Genomic DNA, 15,592 nt, shown 5'->3' with positions numbered 1-15,592 from the left:
GTATCAAATTCAGGCATGCGGCTATTTCTTGATCTTAGGCTGAAAGATCAGCGATGCCAGATAAGAAAAGATCAGCGCCGCGGATGTTCCCACCGCTGCTGCCGTAAATCCGCCTTCAAACAGCCCCAGGACTCCGTGTTGGTCGATGGCTTCTTTCATGCCCTTCCACAGGGAAAATCCAAAGCCTGAGAGCGGAACTGTTGCCCCGCATCCTGCAAAATCAGCAATCTTTTCATAGATCCCGAGAGCTCCCAGCACTGCTCCTGATACAACCAGGATGACCATGATCCTACCAGGCTGCAGCTTTGTATTATCCATAAGAATCTGCACCAGAATACAGATGATGCCTCCTACAATAAATGCTTTTACATATTCCATTTACAGTTCCTCTCTTTCCAGCAAAACTCCATGAGCGATCCCCGGCACGGTCTCGCCCTCGTTAAAGCTTGTTTTTGACAGCAGTGCACCTGTAGGCACAAAAAGTACTCTTTTCCAGCCGCCGTTTATCATCTTTCTTGTGATCATGGAGGAAAGCACTACCGCGCTGCAGGCACATCCTGAACCGCCTGCGTGGGTATCCTGGGTCTCGTCCTGATAGATCTCGATCCCGCAGTCCCCGTGTACCTTTGAGATATCATATCCATTGTCTTTCAGAAGTTTGATCAGAATCTCTTTTCCTACCTCCCCTAGATCCCCGGTATAGATGGCATCATAATCATCCGGTGTCATAGCAAAGTCATTAAAGTGCTGATAGATGACTTCAGCAGCAGCCGGTGCCATGCAGGCTCCCATGTTCATAGAGTCTTTTACACCGTAATCCACGATCTTTCCGGTTGTGATCCCCCGGACTTTGATCGGACTCTTTTCCTTGGAGATCACAAAACCACCGGCTCCCGTCACTGTCCAGGTTGCGGACAAAGGTCTCTGGCTTCCGTACTCCAATGGAAAACGGAACTGCTTCTCCGCACTTCCGATATGGCTGGAGGCAAGAGCCAGCGCATGATCCGCATAGCCTGCGGCAACGGTCATGGACGCCAATGAAATGGACTCTCCCGCTGTGGAACACGCGCCGTACAGTCCAAAGAGAGGAATCTCAAGATCTTTGATACCAAAGGATGTGGCCATGATCTGCTCTAAAAGATCTCCAGCGAAGGCGTACCGCACCTGATTTTTTGTGATCTCCGCCTTCTGGATCGCCAGAAGTGCTGCCTGGCGCATAAATCTTCCCTCTGCAAGCTCCCATGTCTCCTCGCCGAACAGGGGATCATCGATAACCTGGTCAAATGCCTGGCCCAGCGGTCCTTCCCCTTCTTTTTCTCCGACAACGGAGGACCATCCTTTCAGATACGGCGGATTTTCAAATTCCAGGCTTTGTTTTCCCTTCATTACTTTCATCACATAACCCCCAATCTGACTAATATCATATAGATCACTCCCAGGATAAAGGAGGATAAAATTCCGTACAGGATCACAGGACCTGCAATGGTAAAGATCTTAACCCCTATTCCGAAAACCTGTCCTTCCTTTTGATATTCAATAGCCGGGGACGCGACTGAATTGGCAAATCCCGTGATCGGTACCAACCCTCCTGCTCCTCCAAATTTTGTAATCTTAGAATACAGGTTAAATCCAGTAAGCAGCACACTCAGCAGTACAAGAGCTAAAGTGACAGTGAGCAGCGCATCTTTTTCTCCTAAATGGAGCCAGTGCATGGCTGCCCGCTTCAGCGCCTGTCCTAACGTGCAGATTGCTCCTCCTACAAAAAACGCGCGGACACAGTTCATGACACAGCTGCTGGCCGGCGTCACCTGTTCCACATATTCATTGTATTGTTCCTTTGACGGTTCATTATGCATAACAGATTTATCTCCTTTCGATATCGGGTCATGTCAAATACGTGAGTTTATACGGATGGGCTTTTTACTCCCATCCGTTTCTGCGGCAGTCGCCGCAGAGAATTTTCGCTATTATATAATCTTTTGGCTATAGTCGCTGAATCTATGCCATACTGCGTATGGCTGTGCGGGCTCGTCCTTTGACCGCTGAAAAAGCTTCCGCCTTTTCAGCGGTCAAACGCCGTTCCCTGTCCATGCATTGCATGGATATTCAGCTCTGAATGAACTGATTAATATACAGTCCCCTCCGCGGCTCGTTGCTAACGCAAAAATTGCATCCAGCATCCTGCTATTTTTCCTAGTGCTATGGAATAGATGATCAGTGGTATTCCGTCTCTTATTTTCAGTCTTCTGGAAAAGACCGGGAGACTTTTGAGCATTTCGGCCAGGGCTCCGATGAGGCAGCCTGTGAAGATCCCTCCGAATAGGCCGAATAGGATCAGCAGCGGGTATCCCAGAGGGATGTGCCAGCGGTATATGAATGCTGCGGTTCCCAATACTCCTCCCAGTGTGATGCAGGTTTCGTAGAGCATGGCGTGGGATATGGTCTTGGTCAGCCCAGCCAGTCTCGGCACGACTCCGATCATACTTAAAAAGGCTAGAAAGCTTCCGGCTATCAGTGCTCCGGCGGATAGTCCGTAGACGATTAAAAGTAAATTACGAAGAAACATCCTGCTCCTCCTTTTTCCGGCCGGCGTCAATCATTAATGTGTCGTTGACATCTCTCTCATACAGTCTCATCTGTACCTCAAACGGCGTTGGGTCGTCTGTGATCTTGATCTTTCCGGCGTGGTTAAAGAATACAATGATACCAATGGCAAGTCCAGCTGTGTATGCCAGATGAAGAACCGTAGGCCCTTTGGGAGGTGTTCCCATAACCAGCTGATAGACAGTTGCAAACAAATCGTCGATCCCCACATCTGTGTTGTAGCTCATGATGGAAAAGCTGGCTCCAAAAAATGCTACCAGGCAGACACCTGCTATCTTCAGGTAATGGGCCCATTTCTTTTCCTGGGTGACTTCCTTTAAGTAAATGATAAAATCTTCCGGTCCCATGTTGACCACTTCCGCAGTTTTATCTATTTCTTTGATGACTTCCACTGCTTTTAAGATCGATACAATCTCTCTTTCATTTCCCCGTTTCTGAAAATGAAAGAGCTTTGCTTCTTTTACTTTCTGCTCCATGTCCTTGTCGGTACAGTAAATGGATGCAACATCTTTTATTTTTACATCCGGATTATGAATACATACGCTGTCTTCCGCTTTGATATATACGGTCATGATGCTCCATCCTTTCCATTACCAAGGTCCCGTCTTTTCTCTGCTCCTCATTTGTGTCACAGAAAAGAATTACGGATAATACTGCAAGAATGACGACTAAAGCAATCACCATCCACTGTTTTCTTTGCTTCATAAATATCACCTCTCCATTTCTATGAGATAAATTAGTTGTAGTATCTGTCTTTTTTTGAATTTCATTCATGGATTCTTTCCTTGCAGGAAAAGTATCCAGATGGTATCATTTAAGAGATGCAAGTTTCATAAGGAAAGGAAGGATTGTATGGAAGAAAACGGCCTGACTTTATATAAATTAATGATTTTATTTTTGATCAAGAAGGTAGATTTCCCGCTGAGCAATTCCCAGATTTCAGAGTTTATCCTGGATAAGGGTTATACAACTTATTTTAAGCTTCAGCAGGCTTTTCACGAACTGGAAGACGAAGATATGCTGAGAACCGAACTTGTGAGAAATGCCAGCCATTATTTTCTGACAGAAGAGGGAAAAGAAGCCATCGACATGTTTGAATACCAGTTGTCAGAACCGATCCGCAACGATATTTTGACATTTTTGGCGACAAAAGAATATCAGCTCAGAGAAGAAACCAATCTGGAGGCAGATTATTTTCCTGCAAAGCGGGATGAGTACACCGTAAGGCTCAGGATCAAAGAAAAGGACAGTATGCTGCTGGAAGTGAACTTGAATGTTGTGTCCAGGGATCAAGCGATCTATATCTGCGATCACTGGAGATCCAACCATTCCGATATCTATGCCTATCTAATCAACCGCCTGCTCTTTCAGGAGCAGACCCACACAGAAGAAAAGGAGACCGATTCCTAACACGGATCGATCTCCTTTTTTGTTCCATAGGAAAGTTCTGCGAACCTCCCTATGGAAGAAAAAGCCCTGCGGGCATTATGCACACAAATGCGTGAGGAAACTATTTGACTGCGTCAAATCGCATTTGGCGCGCAAAGTTGCCAAGCCCCTCATAGAGTGAGGGGTTGGGGTGTTGAAGTGGGCTTGCCCACTTTGTTCTGCTGTTATGACTGCATGTCCTCCGCCTGTTCAGGCATGACTACTTCTTCAATGAAGTCCCAGATCTCTTCTCTTCCCTGTTTTGAGAGAGAAGAAAACGGAAAGACCGGTGTCTCTTTGTTCAGTGACAATTCTTGCCGGATCTCCTTTAAATGCTTGGAGAGCTGACTGCGCTTCAGCTTGTCGCTTTTTGTGGCGATGATAACAGGATAATAGCCGTTATGTACGATCCAGTCATACATCATCACATCGTTCTTGGAAGGCTTATGACGGATGTCAATGAGCAGGAACACAAGCTTCAGCTGTTTTGACGTGTGGAGATACCTCTCGATCATGGCTCCCCACTGCTCTTTTACTGATTCCGTGACCTTGGCATATCCGTATCCCGGCAGATCCACATAGTATAGTTCGTCATTGATATTATAGTAGTTGATGGTCTGGGTCTTTCCCGGCTGGGCTGATACCCTAGCGTAGGATTTCCGGTTCATCAGTGCATTGATCAGGGATGATTTTCCCACATTGGACTTCCCGGCAAATGCCACTTCCGGAAGCTGGTTTTGTGGAAGCTTACTGGTGATCCCGCAGACCGTTTCCAGATTGATTGATTTTATGATCATGGTAATCTCCTTATTTGAGTAATAATTGTGCTAAATAGACCGCAAAGCATACAAGCATGATAAAGCCATTGCCTCTAGTCAGTTTCCGGTCCTTGGACGAGAGCAGCCACAAGAGTAGTGCCGAGAGGATAGCCGCTGCCGCATCCGGGATGAAGCTTGTATCAAACGGAACCGGATGAATGACCGCCACCGTCCCTACGACAAACAGGATGTTAAAGATGTTGCTTCCTACAATATTGCCCACCGCGATATCGGCTTTTCCCTTAAATGCCGCAGTCACCGATGTGACAAGTTCCGGAAGAGATGTGCCGAACGCCACGACTGTCAGGCCGATGATCCGGTCAGAAACGCTTAAGGCTTTGGCGATGGAAGTTGCTGCGTCTACTGTAACATCACTTCCCAGCACAATAGCAATCAGCCCTCCTATGGTAAACACGATCATTTTGAGGAGGGACGCGTTCACTTCCTCTATGCCTTCCTCAATCCCTTCTTTTTTTGTCAGTCGAAACAAGTAGACAAAAAAACCAAAAAACAGTGCCCAGAGGATCACTCCATCCAGACGAGAAAGGCTGCCTCCGGCGATGCCCATGCCGGTGAGTATCACGGTGATCACTACAACAAACGGCATCTCCACCTTCACCGTCCCTTCCTTTATAGCCACTGTGCAGACTACTGCAGTTAAGCCCAGGATCAGCAGAATGTTCATAATATTGCTTCCCAGGATATTACCAACCGTGATTCCCACGTTTCCTTTAAAAGCCGCTGAAATACTGACTGCCGCCTCAGGAGCGCTGGTCCCGCAGGCTACGATGGTAAGTCCTATGACGATCTGCGGGATACCAAACTTAGCCGCGATCATAGAAGCTCCTTCTACAAAATAATCCGCACCCTTCATCAACAGAATAAATCCTGCAACCAGAAAGGCAATGTGTGGCAATAGATTCATATGTGTTCCTCTTTTCTAAAAAAATAAATGCTGTATCAAAATTTTACACCCCAGGACGATCAAAATCAATCCCCCCATGATTTCCGCTTTATCCTTCAGCCGGTCCCCAAACATACTGCCTATGACAACTCCCGCCAAAGATATGGCAAAAGTAATGCAGCCGATGACCGTGACTGCCTCCGCCAGATTTACATTCAAAAATGAGAATGTAACTCCCACCGCCAGGGCATCAATGCTGGTGGCCACTGCCAGTACCAGCAGTTCACGGAAAGAAAAACTGCTTTCACTGTCATCATCATCACTCCCTGAGATACCTTCTTTTAACATGTTAAAGCCGATCATCACAAGAAGGACAAAGGCGATCCAGTGGTCAATCTGCATGATGTTGCCCGCAAACTGCTTTCCAGCCAGATAACCGGCTACAGGCATCAGGGCCTGAAATCCTCCAAAGAACAGCGCGATCCAGAAAGCTTCATTTTTCCGAATCTTGCCCATGCCCAGCCCTTTTCCCACAGATACCGCAAAAGCATCCATGGAAAGTCCAATACCGATCATTACGATTTCAATTATGTTCATATCCTAACCTCATTATGTACATTATCATAACAGATGGACCAAAAGGCCAAAAGCCTTCGGTCCATTTGCCGCACTTGATAATCATTCTAAATTACCGCAATTTATTTGTCAACGGACACATGATGGATTTGCTGCGTATATTTTGTGATTGGAAGGATCTGATAGCCGTCCTTCTTTAATGTCTTGATCAGAGAGTCCAGGCTCTTAACTGTATTCTCCGCTTCTGCCAAGTCGTGCATCAGAACAATGCTAACCTTCTGCTTTTTCACATCATTTAATATATTTTTATTCAACTGCTGAGGGCTTAAATTAAAATTGATGGCATCTCCGCTCAGAGCATTCCAGTCAAAATACAAAAGTCCCTCTTTATTGATATATTCAATATAAGGCTTAATATTTCCGGCACAGGAGTTGCTGCTTCCGCCCGGAAAGCGGTAGATCGTCGGCTTTACATCCGTGATCTCGTACAGCATCTCCTGCAGCTCTTTGATGTCCTTGCCGAACGCATCCACTGAGGAGTATATCTGATCGTAGTTATGGCTGTAAGAATGCATGGCCAGGGTATGTCCTTCCAGCACGATTCTCTGGTACTGTTTTCTGGCTTTCTCCGTCTGTTTTCCAACAACAAAAAATGTTGCTTTGACTTTATTCTTTTTCAGGATATCCAGGATCTCATCGGTGTTCTCCGAAGGCCCGTCATCAAAAGTCAAATATACTTTCTTATTTGTAATTTTGCTGTCGGCCATCAACCCGCTCTCGCCCTCTTTCTGGCTGGCTATAAAAAGTCCATCAGAATGATCTGCCGCGTAACGCAGGATAAAACCGATAAAAAATAATGCACAGACAACTGCAAAATATGTTTTTCGCTTCATAAAATCGCTCCCTCACTTTCAATGATAGGATGTGAGGAAGGCAAAAAAGTATACTGGCATTTTATAGATAATTTCGGTATAATCCTTTCTATACTATATTATCTCTCCCAGTTATTATCAGATTTATACATAATCGAGTAGGAGGAATTTCTCTTAATTGAGAAATTCCGACCTCTCACACCACCGTGCGTACGGTTCCGTACACGGCGGTTCAATCAACTTAACAAAAAAAACACCTTTCAATGTAGTAATCTAACATTGAGACCAATCCAAATGAGGTTAATCTCTTGTTGCTTATTGCTTTCTGTAACCATCCATTATGGGCAGGTCTCGCATATTGATCGCCACAATAAGCGATTTTAAATGCTGCCCATCTTGGCACATCTAGCTTCATCAGATTCTTTGCTCTATTCTGTGGATTTTTCCAGTGTTTCCAAATACACATACGCAATCGGTAACGGATTCTGGAATCCATTTCTTTGCAAAGGGTCTTCATACTGCCTATCTTAAAATAGTTTATCCACCCTCTAACGAGTTCATTGAGTTTCTGTACTTTATAACCGTTACTTACTCCCCAACTTCCACAAGTTAGTTGTTTCATTCTTACTTTGAACTTCACTACTGATTTTGCATCCGGTTTTGCCTTAAACTGATGTGCTCTGCTGTCATAGTAGAAGCCGAATCCAAGATATTTAAGACCTCCTGGTCTATCTACTTTGCTCTTTGTCATATTTACTTTGAGCCCTAGTTTCTCTTCAATAAACTTTGAAAGATTCCTCATTACACGCCTCGCAGACATTTCACTCTGAACCATTATGATACAGTCATCTGCGTATCTGATAAAGTTGAGCCCTCGTTCTTCCATTTTCCCATCGAGTTCATTCAGCATGATGTTTGCTAGAAGTGGCGATAGATTTCCCCCTTGCAGTGTTCCTATTACTGATTCCTTGTATTCATCGTCTACCATAATTCCACTTACCAGAAACTTTCGAATGATTGAGATTACATCTCCATCCTTAATCGTTCTGCCGATGAGTGTCATTAACTTATCATGGTTTACTATGTCAAAGAACTTCTCCAAGTCCATGTTAACTATCCAATCCTTTCCATCATTCATCATATCAAGTGCTATAATGATGGCTTGCTGTGCACATCTGTTCGGTCTAAATCCATAACTGTGTTCATGGAACTGTTCCTCATAGATTGGGGTTAATACCTGTGCAATGGCTTGTTGTACAAATCGATCTGTTACTGTTGGCGCTCCTAGGTTTCTGACACCTCCGTCTGGCTTTGGTATCTCCACTCTCCGTATTGGTTTGAGGGTGTATTTTCTAGACCTCAACTGCTCCTTGATGATTTCGCCGTTCTTTTCAAGATATTCTTTGAGTTCTGTGTACATCATTCCGTCCACACCCTCGGCACCTTTATTCCGTACGACTTGCAGATATGCCGTATTAAGATTATCCTTATTTAATATCTGCTCCATTAGACTACTTGTATCCATGCGTTCGTTCCTTTCTGTCTCGCTTGAATTGACCATCCTTAACCCGATTGGTTACGGCAGATGTTGTCTTTTCTGCAATCGAGACTCTACTAAAACTGATTGATTGTTCCCCCCCCTTCACTCCATTTCCATTACAGAAACTTCTCCACTACTATGGGCTCGGCTGACTTCTCACAGTTCGTTGTTACTCGGCTAATGAAACCGCTGTGAGACCTCCACGCTTAAGGTGCACGCTCTTTCTCTCCATATGTCCGCCGCATTTACTCTGTTTCTACAAATGTGGTAGTTAATAGACTTTGTTGCTTCTAGCCAACTCATCTCTCGAAACCTAGCCTTATATGCGATTTCTGTCCGTCGGACCAGAGATTTGCCTTCGGCTTCCTTCAGATTTCACCTCACGATGGACACCCTTGCCGTTCGGCTATACATTTCCCACTACCTGGGCATGTTTGGGACTTGCACCCGTTAGAGCGCGCCCATGGCGCGCAAACTAAAAACAGAAGTCATACAAATATGTATGACTTCTGCAAGAATTATATGGAGTTTTCTTTTCCTGATAAGCAAATGTACTCAGGAATTGTAAATATCTAAATCTAATTCGTGTTCTTTGTAACATACAATTACGTTGGTTGCCGCATCCCCGACTACATTCAGCGTAATAACTGCCATTCCCGGCAGATAGCTGATTGCAAGAATCAGGGCATATCCCACCATGCAAAGTTCGGAAGTCAGACCGAGGCCTGACATAATAACGAAGATCAAGGTTGTCCCCGCTACCGGAATTGACGGTGTTCCCATTGCCACACAAATAGATAAAAATGCGGCTGTAATCATTTGTGCCGGTGTCAGTGTAATTCCGGCTGCTGTGGCAATAAACATAATGGATACTATATGCATGGCAGTGGTACCGTTCATGTTGATGGTCATCCCTGTAGGAAGCACAAAACTGCTGATGTCCTTGCTGCATCCAAGCTCTTCCACACAGGTCTTTGTATTCAGAGGAAGTGTCGCCGCGGATGATTGTGTCGCCGCCGCAAACATTCCTACTTTAAATATCTTTTTTGCAAACTTGAATGGATTTAATCTGGTTGTCAGGAAAATTCCGATCGGATAGATTGTAACAACCAATACCAGACTCATGATAATTGTCGCAACCATATAGGTAAAGGTTGGTTTTACATACTCAATTCCGTAGATGGCAAAAGTCCTTGCCAGCATACAAAAAATCGCAACCGGGCTGATCTTGTTGATCAGAAAATCCATGTAAATCTGAATAATGCTGCTGAGATCTTCCATCAGCTTTTTCATGGTTGACGCTTTCTCTCCCAGTGCATTCATAGCGATTCCGAGAACAGCGGCAATGACAACAACCGCAATAATACTGTTATTGGAACCAAGCACTTCCACAATGTTTGACGGCACCGCCGCCACAATCGTTGTCAGCGGATTGTATGCCTCGATGGTTGCCACACCGGACGTACTGGCCGCAGGAAGGTTCACATTGAACCATCCCATAGACTTTACGAAAAAGGAGAAACATACACTTAAGAATGCCCCGACACAATAAAAGGCAACAAAATTCAGAATTGTTTTTCCCGCAATCTTTCCAAGTCTTTTCGGATCTGCCATACTGCACATGGCAAGACTCAATGAGGACAATACCAGAGGCACAATGGCCAGCTGCAATCCTCTCATAAACAACTGCTGTATAATATATAACAATCCAAGGGAATAAAATCCCTTCTCTGCACTGATATCCTGGAAGAGAATCCGGTTGATCCATTTCCAGACTTCTTCATTCCCGTTTGCCACCAGCGTCTCACGAAACCAGAGACAAAGGCTTCCTACCAGAATTCCTCCAGCCATCGCAATCATGATCTTTTTCATAATCGGCATTTTCTTTTTTCCGTTTTCACTCATTTGGGTACCTCCGCTTTATCATACAGGGATCTCCTTCATGATGCAAACACAGATTCTTACTAAACGAATTGTTTTCTTCTAATAGATGAGCTGAATTTCATGCTGTCTGCAAAACTCTACCCATTGATCTGATGGCCTCTCATCTGTCACCAGATATGTGACCTTATTCCAGTCCATAAACTGAACAAAGGCTGTCCTGTCAAATTTGGTATGATCTGCAAGAAGAGCTACCTGCGTTGCCTGTTTTATCATCTCTGTCTTTACATCCGCTTCTCTCTCACTGGTATCCATAATGCCGTTTTCCATGTTCAGCCCTTTACAGCTTAAGAGTGCAAGATCCACATGATATCTTCTAATATTTTCCTTGGTCAGATTCCCCTGCAGAGAGAGGGAGCCCTCATTGAACACACCGCCTGCACAAATAATACCAATTTTTGATCCTGCCATCTCCCGGAAAATTTCTGTTGATACGCTAAGCAGCGTCAGATTGCAGTGATTTTTTAAAAGCCTTGTCATTTCCATAACTGTAGTACTCGCATCCGCCGAGATCGACCTCTTCGTACTGACAATGTCATAGAATGCCCGCGCAATCTTTTTCTTTTCTTCCTGCTGGATGGACATTCTTCGGTAAAAGTGAATGTGCTCTTTCTGGGACGTACTGTTGAGCACTGCACCTCCGAATGTCCGAGTCAAAAATCCTTCCGCCTCCAGTTTTTCAAGGTCTCTTCGTATGGTCTCTTCCGTTACCTTATATATTTTACTTAACTGGGATACTGTGACTTTTCTTTCATTTTTTACTTGTTCTCTAATATGTTCTAATCGATTCTTCATCGGGACTCCTCCCCTTTTCTCAATTTCATAGAATAAATACTTTTCCTTTTTTCTTTATTCTATCATTGCGAGCGTGGACTTCAAAGACCTTTTGCTAATTTTTTGCTAAATTTTTTTGATTTTCCACACTTTTTGTCTCAGGGAATCTCTTTTATTTTATTTGGAGAAGATTCCCGCCTGTACGGCGGGAGGCATTGAAACTATTTGTCAATATCTTCTGCCATCTGACGCATATCTGCCACATCGTTTGGATCTAATTCCAATTCCGCAGATTTTATATTTTCTTTGATCTGCTCTACCGTTGTAGAACCACTTAACAGATTCAGGAAGTCTCCCTGAGCAAGAATCCATCCAAGTGCCAGATTGGCAATGGTACAATTATATTTCTCGCACAATGGTTTCCAGGCATCCATCATGTCCATGGCAGCATGCATATTTTCCGGCTGGAACCATTTTTTCGGAATCTGAGCTCCTACCGGCTGGTAATCTCTTGGGAATGTACCGGATAATAATCCCATCTCCAATGGAGAATATGCCTGAATAGTCACTCCATTTTCACGGCAGCAAGGGATGATTTCATCTTCGATTCCACGGTCTAAGATAGAATATTTCGCCTGTACAATGTCCAAATCTCCCCATTTTAAGTACTCCTGAATGTGATTGATGTCCACATTGGCAGCTCCGATTGCCTTAATCTTTCCCTGTGCTTTTAACTCATTTAACACATCCATAGTCTTTTGAATCGGAACGTAATATTCACTTCCCTCGATTGCCTGCCAGTGTGTCATATATACATCAACATAATCTGTGCCAAGGCGCTCAAGAGATTCCTCGATTTCTTTCTTTACAGATTCACTGTTTAAGTTTTTGTATAACTGAATTCCGTTTACTTTGTTAAACAGATCCCCCTTCATTTCTTGATCCCATGTTACACCGCACTTTGTGATGATTACAACATCCTCACGTTTCATGCCTTCCAGTGCTTTTCCAAGGATCTTTTCACTGTTTCCGAAATTATATCCCGGAGCAGTGTCAATCAGATTGACTCCTGCCTTCGGCGCTTCTCTGATCGTATCTACCACGCCCTGAAGCTCATGGTCTCCTCCCCAGGCAGAACCTCCGCCGATGGACCATGTTCCAAGACCGATTCTTGAAATATCAATTCCTGTTTTTCCTAATTTCATTGTTTTCATTACAGATTTCCTTTCTTGATCTCTTTATAAGCCATAATCACTGTGGTATTTTGCAAGCATTTCTTCTACCATTTCCTTGTTTTTGACACCTGTGGTCGCGCCTACATGCTGTACGGATACTGCCGCCGTACAGTTGGCGTAAATTCCACATTCCCGGATATCTTTTCCCTGAAGAACCGCACTGATAAATCCGGAAGCAAAGTTATCTCCGGCTCCGATCGTGTCAATGGCAGTAATTCCTTTTGCCGCCGGCACAATCATGGTTCCTTCTTTATTCTGAATATAACATCCGCGTTTTCCAATTTTTACGATGACATTTTTGACGCCACAGTCAAAGAGTACCTGTGCCACATCTTCCACCTTGTCTTTTCCTGTCATCAAACTGGCTTCGTCAAAGTTCGGGAAGAAATAATCTACATAGCTCAATGCTTCCTTGATATCATCCAGAGTCTCTCCAAGACGAGGTTTGATCATATCGGCGCTGATGATCATTCCTTCTTTTTTCGCTTCTTTAAAAATCTTTACCAGAGCATTCCCGTCTAACAATGGGTTGTTGAAAATACTTGCCAGAGAAAGAATCCTCGCCTGCTTCATTTTGTTAAAATCAACATGATCTATACAGGTTTTCCAGAGACTTCCGTTACGGTTTGTGACAAAGGTTCTCTCCCCGTCTCCGGTTACCAGTCCCACATTCATGGAAGTGTCAATTTTTTCATCTATACAGATTCCTTCTGTGTCAATGTGATCTTTCGCACAGGAACCGAGAATAAAGTGACCTGCCGCATCATCTCCGATACAGCTTATGATTCCTGTCTTGAATCCGAGGCGGCTGATAATCGTCGCCTCGTTCATTGCATCACCGCCTACCGTCATGGCAATGCGGTCTACCGGATAGGATTCAATATCAAAAATATCTCTGGATACCGGCTGAAGAGGAATATCTACAATCGCTGCCCCAAGGCAGACTACATCTAATTTCTTCTCCACTTTATTCATCAGCCCTTCCGTCATCTCCAAATAATTTAATCTTATACATTGCACGTTCTTTCACTGCCTGTCTCACTTCACGTTCCAGCGCTAAGAACGGTTCATCCTTATGTTTGTTAATGGCTTCCATTGCAGCCTGGCAAAGCTCTGTATGTATATTAATCTTTGCGATTCCAAGAGAGATCGCTTTCTTAATATCTTCATCACCGATTCCGGAAGCTCCGTGGAGAACCAAGGGAACATCAACTTCCTCGTGAACCTTCTGTAATACATCAAAGGCAAGTTTTGGCTCAGAAGTATAAACTCCGTGAACATTTCCGATTGCCACTGCCAGAGAGTCACATCCTGTACGCTCTACGAAATCTTTTGCCTGTGCTGGGTCTGTGTAGGCATATTCTGCCAATGCTTCCTCATAGACTGTTTCATTTCCCACATGTCCAAGCTCTGCTTCTACCGGAATGTTATATGCGTGAAAGAAGTCAACACATCTTTTGACTTCCGAAATGTTCTGCTCATAAGGAAGAGCAGAAGCATCTCTCATCACAGAGTTCATACAATGATTTACCGCATTTTGAAGGATCGTCATATTGCGTCCGTGATCCCAGTGAAGAATTACCGGAACGGTTGCCTTCTTTGCCATAGATTCCATCATATAGCAGTAATCTTCAAAGGAAGTGTTTCCTGTAAATCCTGTACCGAAGGAAATAATAATCGGTGCGCGGAGTTCTTCTGCCGCGTCAATGACTCCCATTAACATTTCTGCATTCCATACATTAAAGTGAGGAATTGCGTAATGTCCTTCGGATGCTTTCTGTTCCCAATATCTGATATCTGAAATCATAATTTTCTCCTTTTCCTGTCTTAATTTTTACTCTGCTACCTTTACAACACCTTTGATCATGTCCAGTTTCTTTTCCGGATCAATGGCGTCTGTAAATGCCTGCTGTACGTCTTTGTAATCATAAATATGTGTTACCATGTCTTTGACATTGAACTTTCCTGTTGCAATCGCCTCGATTGTCTGTGGGAAGTTATTGCAGTAACGGAAGGAAGTCTGAATCGTAACTTCACGGTTGATCTTTAAGAAATCAATCGGAACAGGATTCGACTGGGTTCCGACCATCATAATCTTTCCGCCTCTTGCCACAACCTGAACTGCCTGATTTGCCGTAAATGCTGATCCTGCACATTCAAATACAAGTTCTACGCCGTGATCTCCGAATAACTCTTTGGAACGGAGAACTTCTACGGTATCTTCTTTCGCTCCGTTGATTGTTCTCGCTGCTCCCAGTTCCTTTGCAAACTCAAGTCGTTTATCCATAACATCAACTACGGTAATATCGGTTGCTCCCAAGCTTAAACAAGCCTGAAGTACCATCAGTCCGATCGTTCCCGCTCCTAAGATGACAATGCTCTTTCCAAGTCTTGCCTCTCCCATAATTGCCGCATGCATACCAACGGCTGCCGGCTCTACCAATGCAGCTTCCATCGTAGACATTCCTTCTGGAACATGATAGGTCCACTCTGCCGGATGCGTCATATATTCACATAAAGCGCCTTTGTAATTTGGCTGTGTTGCCATAAAATCTACATCAGGGCAGATGTTATATCGCCCGGTACGGCAGTATTCACAGGAATCATCCGGTACTCCCGGCTCGATCAATACCTTATCTCCCGGTTTGAAATCTGTAACCTTGGCTCCAACCTTTACAACCTCTCCTGCCACTTCATGTCCGAGACCGATCTTCTGATTTGGATCTTTCGGAGGGATAAACGGTCCGAATTCGAATCCATGAATATCAGATCCACACATTCCCACATACTCGACTTTCATTAAAATTTCATGTTCTTTCGGATCTGGAACCGGGCATTCTAAAATTTCGAATTGTTTTGGTGTCACCAGAATTGCTTCTGAATTTTTCATTGAAAAACCT

General features: G+C 44.2%; 18 protein-coding genes. 1 reads left to right on the top strand and 17 read right to left on the bottom strand.

Annotated features, from left to right (window positions below; all coding sequences use genetic code 11):
* Window positions 1–21: 21 nt before the first annotated feature.
* The 6 genes from spoVAE to AR1Y2_RS06060 all read right to left on the bottom strand — a co-directional run bounded on the left by spoVAE (window position 22) and on the right by AR1Y2_RS06060 (window position 3,309).
* Window positions 22–378, bottom strand: a complete 357-nt coding sequence (gene spoVAE, locus AR1Y2_RS06085; protein WP_137328175.1) for a stage V sporulation protein AE — start codon at window positions 376–378, stop codon at window positions 22–24.
* Window positions 379–1,395: a stage V sporulation protein AD gene (gene spoVAD, locus AR1Y2_RS06080; protein ID WP_137328174.1), complete on the bottom strand. Its 1,017-nt coding sequence runs from the start codon at window positions 1,393–1,395 to the stop codon at window positions 379–381. It abuts the gene before it with no gap.
* Window positions 1,395–1,856 (bottom strand): stage V sporulation protein AC, encoded by a 462-nt coding sequence (gene spoVAC / locus AR1Y2_RS06075; RefSeq protein WP_137328173.1) that lies wholly within the window; start codon window positions 1,854–1,856, stop codon window positions 1,395–1,397. Before spoVAC ends, spoVAD begins: the two co-directional genes overlap by 1 nt.
* A gap of 299 nt (window positions 1,857–2,155) precedes the next feature.
* A complete protein-coding gene (locus tag AR1Y2_RS06070) occupies window positions 2,156–2,566 on the bottom strand; it encodes a stage V sporulation protein AB (protein WP_137328172.1) in 411 nt (136 codons plus the stop codon).
* Window positions 2,553–3,176 carry a stage V sporulation protein AA gene (locus AR1Y2_RS06065; protein ID WP_137328171.1) on the bottom strand — a complete coding sequence of 208 codons (624 nt, stop codon included), beginning with the start codon at window positions 3,174–3,176 and terminating at the stop codon, window positions 2,553–2,555. Before AR1Y2_RS06065 ends, AR1Y2_RS06070 begins: the two co-directional genes overlap by 14 nt.
* Window positions 3,133–3,309 carry a hypothetical protein gene (locus AR1Y2_RS06060; protein WP_243118875.1) on the bottom strand — a complete coding sequence of 59 codons (177 nt, stop codon included), beginning with the start codon at window positions 3,307–3,309 and terminating at the stop codon, window positions 3,133–3,135. Before AR1Y2_RS06060 ends, AR1Y2_RS06065 begins: the two co-directional genes overlap by 44 nt.
* A 147-nt stretch (window positions 3,310–3,456) precedes the next feature.
* Here AR1Y2_RS06060 and AR1Y2_RS06055 point away from each other — a divergent pair, with 147 nt between their 5' ends.
* Window positions 3,457–4,014 (top strand): DUF4364 family protein, encoded by a 558-nt coding sequence (locus AR1Y2_RS06055; RefSeq protein ID WP_137328169.1) that lies wholly within the window; start codon window positions 3,457–3,459, stop codon window positions 4,012–4,014.
* Between the two features lie 203 nt (window positions 4,015–4,217).
* Here the strand turns inward: AR1Y2_RS06055 and yihA are convergent, their stop codons facing one another.
* The 11 genes from yihA to AR1Y2_RS05990 all read right to left on the bottom strand — a co-directional run bounded on the left by yihA (window position 4,218) and on the right by AR1Y2_RS05990 (window position 15,582).
* Window positions 4,218–4,829 carry a ribosome biogenesis GTP-binding protein YihA/YsxC gene (yihA, locus tag AR1Y2_RS06045; RefSeq protein WP_137328168.1) on the bottom strand — a complete coding sequence of 204 codons (612 nt, stop codon included), beginning with the start codon at window positions 4,827–4,829 and terminating at the stop codon, window positions 4,218–4,220.
* Between the two features lie 10 nt (window positions 4,830–4,839).
* Window positions 4,840–5,775: a calcium/sodium antiporter gene (locus AR1Y2_RS06040; RefSeq protein WP_137328167.1), complete on the bottom strand. Its 936-nt coding sequence runs from the start codon at window positions 5,773–5,775 to the stop codon at window positions 4,840–4,842.
* Between the two features lie 15 nt (window positions 5,776–5,790).
* Entirely contained in the window at window positions 5,791–6,351 is a 561-nt protein-coding gene (locus AR1Y2_RS06035; protein ID WP_137328166.1) for a manganese efflux pump MntP, read from the bottom strand.
* A gap of 101 nt (window positions 6,352–6,452) precedes the next feature.
* Window positions 6,453–7,223, bottom strand: coding sequence for a polysaccharide deacetylase family protein (locus AR1Y2_RS06030; protein WP_137328165.1), 771 nt, complete (start codon window positions 7,221–7,223; stop codon window positions 6,453–6,455).
* A gap of 220 nt (window positions 7,224–7,443) precedes the next feature.
* On the bottom strand, window positions 7,444–8,727 hold the full coding sequence (gene ltrA / locus AR1Y2_RS06025; RefSeq protein ID WP_175403596.1) for a group II intron reverse transcriptase/maturase: 1,284 nt from the start codon (window positions 8,725–8,727) through the stop codon (window positions 7,444–7,446).
* A gap of 570 nt (window positions 8,728–9,297) precedes the next feature.
* A complete protein-coding gene (locus AR1Y2_RS06015) occupies window positions 9,298–10,647 on the bottom strand; it encodes a dicarboxylate/amino acid:cation symporter (protein WP_137328163.1) in 1,350 nt (449 codons plus the stop codon).
* 78 nt (window positions 10,648–10,725) lie between these two features.
* Window positions 10,726–11,478: a DeoR/GlpR family DNA-binding transcription regulator gene (locus AR1Y2_RS06010; RefSeq protein WP_137328162.1), complete on the bottom strand. Its 753-nt coding sequence runs from the start codon at window positions 11,476–11,478 to the stop codon at window positions 10,726–10,728.
* Between the two features lie 200 nt (window positions 11,479–11,678).
* Entirely contained in the window at window positions 11,679–12,671 is a 993-nt protein-coding gene (ydjG, locus tag AR1Y2_RS06005) for an NADH-dependent methylglyoxal reductase (protein WP_137328161.1), read from the bottom strand.
* Window positions 12,672–12,695: 24 nt separating this feature from the next.
* Window positions 12,696–13,667: a carbohydrate kinase family protein gene (locus AR1Y2_RS06000; protein ID WP_137328160.1), complete on the bottom strand. Its 972-nt coding sequence runs from the start codon at window positions 13,665–13,667 to the stop codon at window positions 12,696–12,698.
* A complete protein-coding gene (locus AR1Y2_RS05995) occupies window positions 13,660–14,499 on the bottom strand; it encodes a class II fructose-bisphosphate aldolase (protein ID WP_137328159.1) in 840 nt (279 codons plus the stop codon). Before AR1Y2_RS05995 ends, AR1Y2_RS06000 begins: the two co-directional genes overlap by 8 nt.
* Window positions 14,500–14,526: 27 nt before the next feature.
* Window positions 14,527–15,582, bottom strand: coding sequence for an NAD(P)-dependent alcohol dehydrogenase (locus AR1Y2_RS05990; RefSeq protein ID WP_137328158.1), 1,056 nt, complete (start codon window positions 15,580–15,582; stop codon window positions 14,527–14,529).
* Between the last annotated feature and the right edge of the window lie 10 nt (window positions 15,583–15,592).

It is taken from the genome of Anaerostipes rhamnosivorans (assembly GCF_005280655.1).
GTDB lineage: Bacteria > Bacillota > Clostridia > Lachnospirales > Lachnospiraceae > Anaerostipes > Anaerostipes rhamnosivorans.
This window is presented reverse-complemented; position numbering and strand designations above follow the sequence as displayed.

Bases quoted from the DNA above. Each gene is read 5' to 3' on its own strand.
- AR1Y2_RS06015 (WP_137328163.1), bottom strand. From the start codon at position 10,647: ATGAGTGAAAACGGAAAAAAGAAAATGCCGATTATGAAAAAGATCATG.
- yihA (WP_137328168.1), bottom strand. From the start codon at position 4,829: ATGATCATAAAATCAATCAATCTGGAAACGGTCTGCGGGATCACCAGT.
- AR1Y2_RS06060 (WP_243118875.1), bottom strand. From the start codon at position 3,309: ATGAAGCAAAGAAAACAGTGGATGGTGATTGCTTTAGTCGTCATTCTT.
- spoVAE (WP_137328175.1), bottom strand. From the start codon at position 378: ATGGAATATGTAAAAGCATTTATTGTAGGAGGCATCATCTGTATTCTG.
- ydjG (WP_137328161.1), bottom strand. From the start codon at position 12,671: ATGAAAACAATGAAATTAGGAAAAACAGGAATTGATATTTCAAGAATC.
- AR1Y2_RS06035 (WP_137328166.1), bottom strand. From the start codon at position 6,351: ATGAACATAATTGAAATCGTAATGATCGGTATTGGACTTTCCATGGAT.
- AR1Y2_RS06010 (WP_137328162.1), bottom strand. From the start codon at position 11,478: ATGAAGAATCGATTAGAACATATTAGAGAACAAGTAAAAAATGAAAGA.
- AR1Y2_RS05990 (WP_137328158.1), bottom strand. From the start codon at position 15,582: ATGAAAAATTCAGAAGCAATTCTGGTGACACCAAAACAATTCGAAATT.
- spoVAC (WP_137328173.1), bottom strand. From the start codon at position 1,856: ATGCATAATGAACCGTCAAAGGAACAATACAATGAATATGTGGAACAG.
- AR1Y2_RS05995 (WP_137328159.1), bottom strand. From the start codon at position 14,499: ATGATTTCAGATATCAGATATTGGGAACAGAAAGCATCCGAAGGACAT.
- AR1Y2_RS06055 (WP_137328169.1), top strand. From the start codon at position 3,457: ATGGAAGAAAACGGCCTGACTTTATATAAATTAATGATTTTATTTTTG.
- AR1Y2_RS06030 (WP_137328165.1), bottom strand. From the start codon at position 7,223: ATGAAGCGAAAAACATATTTTGCAGTTGTCTGTGCATTATTTTTTATC.
- AR1Y2_RS06070 (WP_137328172.1), bottom strand. From the start codon at position 2,566: ATGTTTCTTCGTAATTTACTTTTAATCGTCTACGGACTATCCGCCGGA.
- spoVAD (WP_137328174.1), bottom strand. From the start codon at position 1,395: ATGAAAGTAATGAAGGGAAAACAAAGCCTGGAATTTGAAAATCCGCCG.
- ltrA (WP_175403596.1), bottom strand. From the start codon at position 8,727: ATGGATACAAGTAGTCTAATGGAGCAGATATTAAATAAGGATAATCTT.
- AR1Y2_RS06065 (WP_137328171.1), bottom strand. From the start codon at position 3,176: ATGACCGTATATATCAAAGCGGAAGACAGCGTATGTATTCATAATCCG.
- AR1Y2_RS06040 (WP_137328167.1), bottom strand. From the start codon at position 5,775: ATGAATCTATTGCCACACATTGCCTTTCTGGTTGCAGGATTTATTCTG.
- AR1Y2_RS06000 (WP_137328160.1), bottom strand. From the start codon at position 13,667: ATGAATAAAGTGGAGAAGAAATTAGATGTAGTCTGCCTTGGGGCAGCG.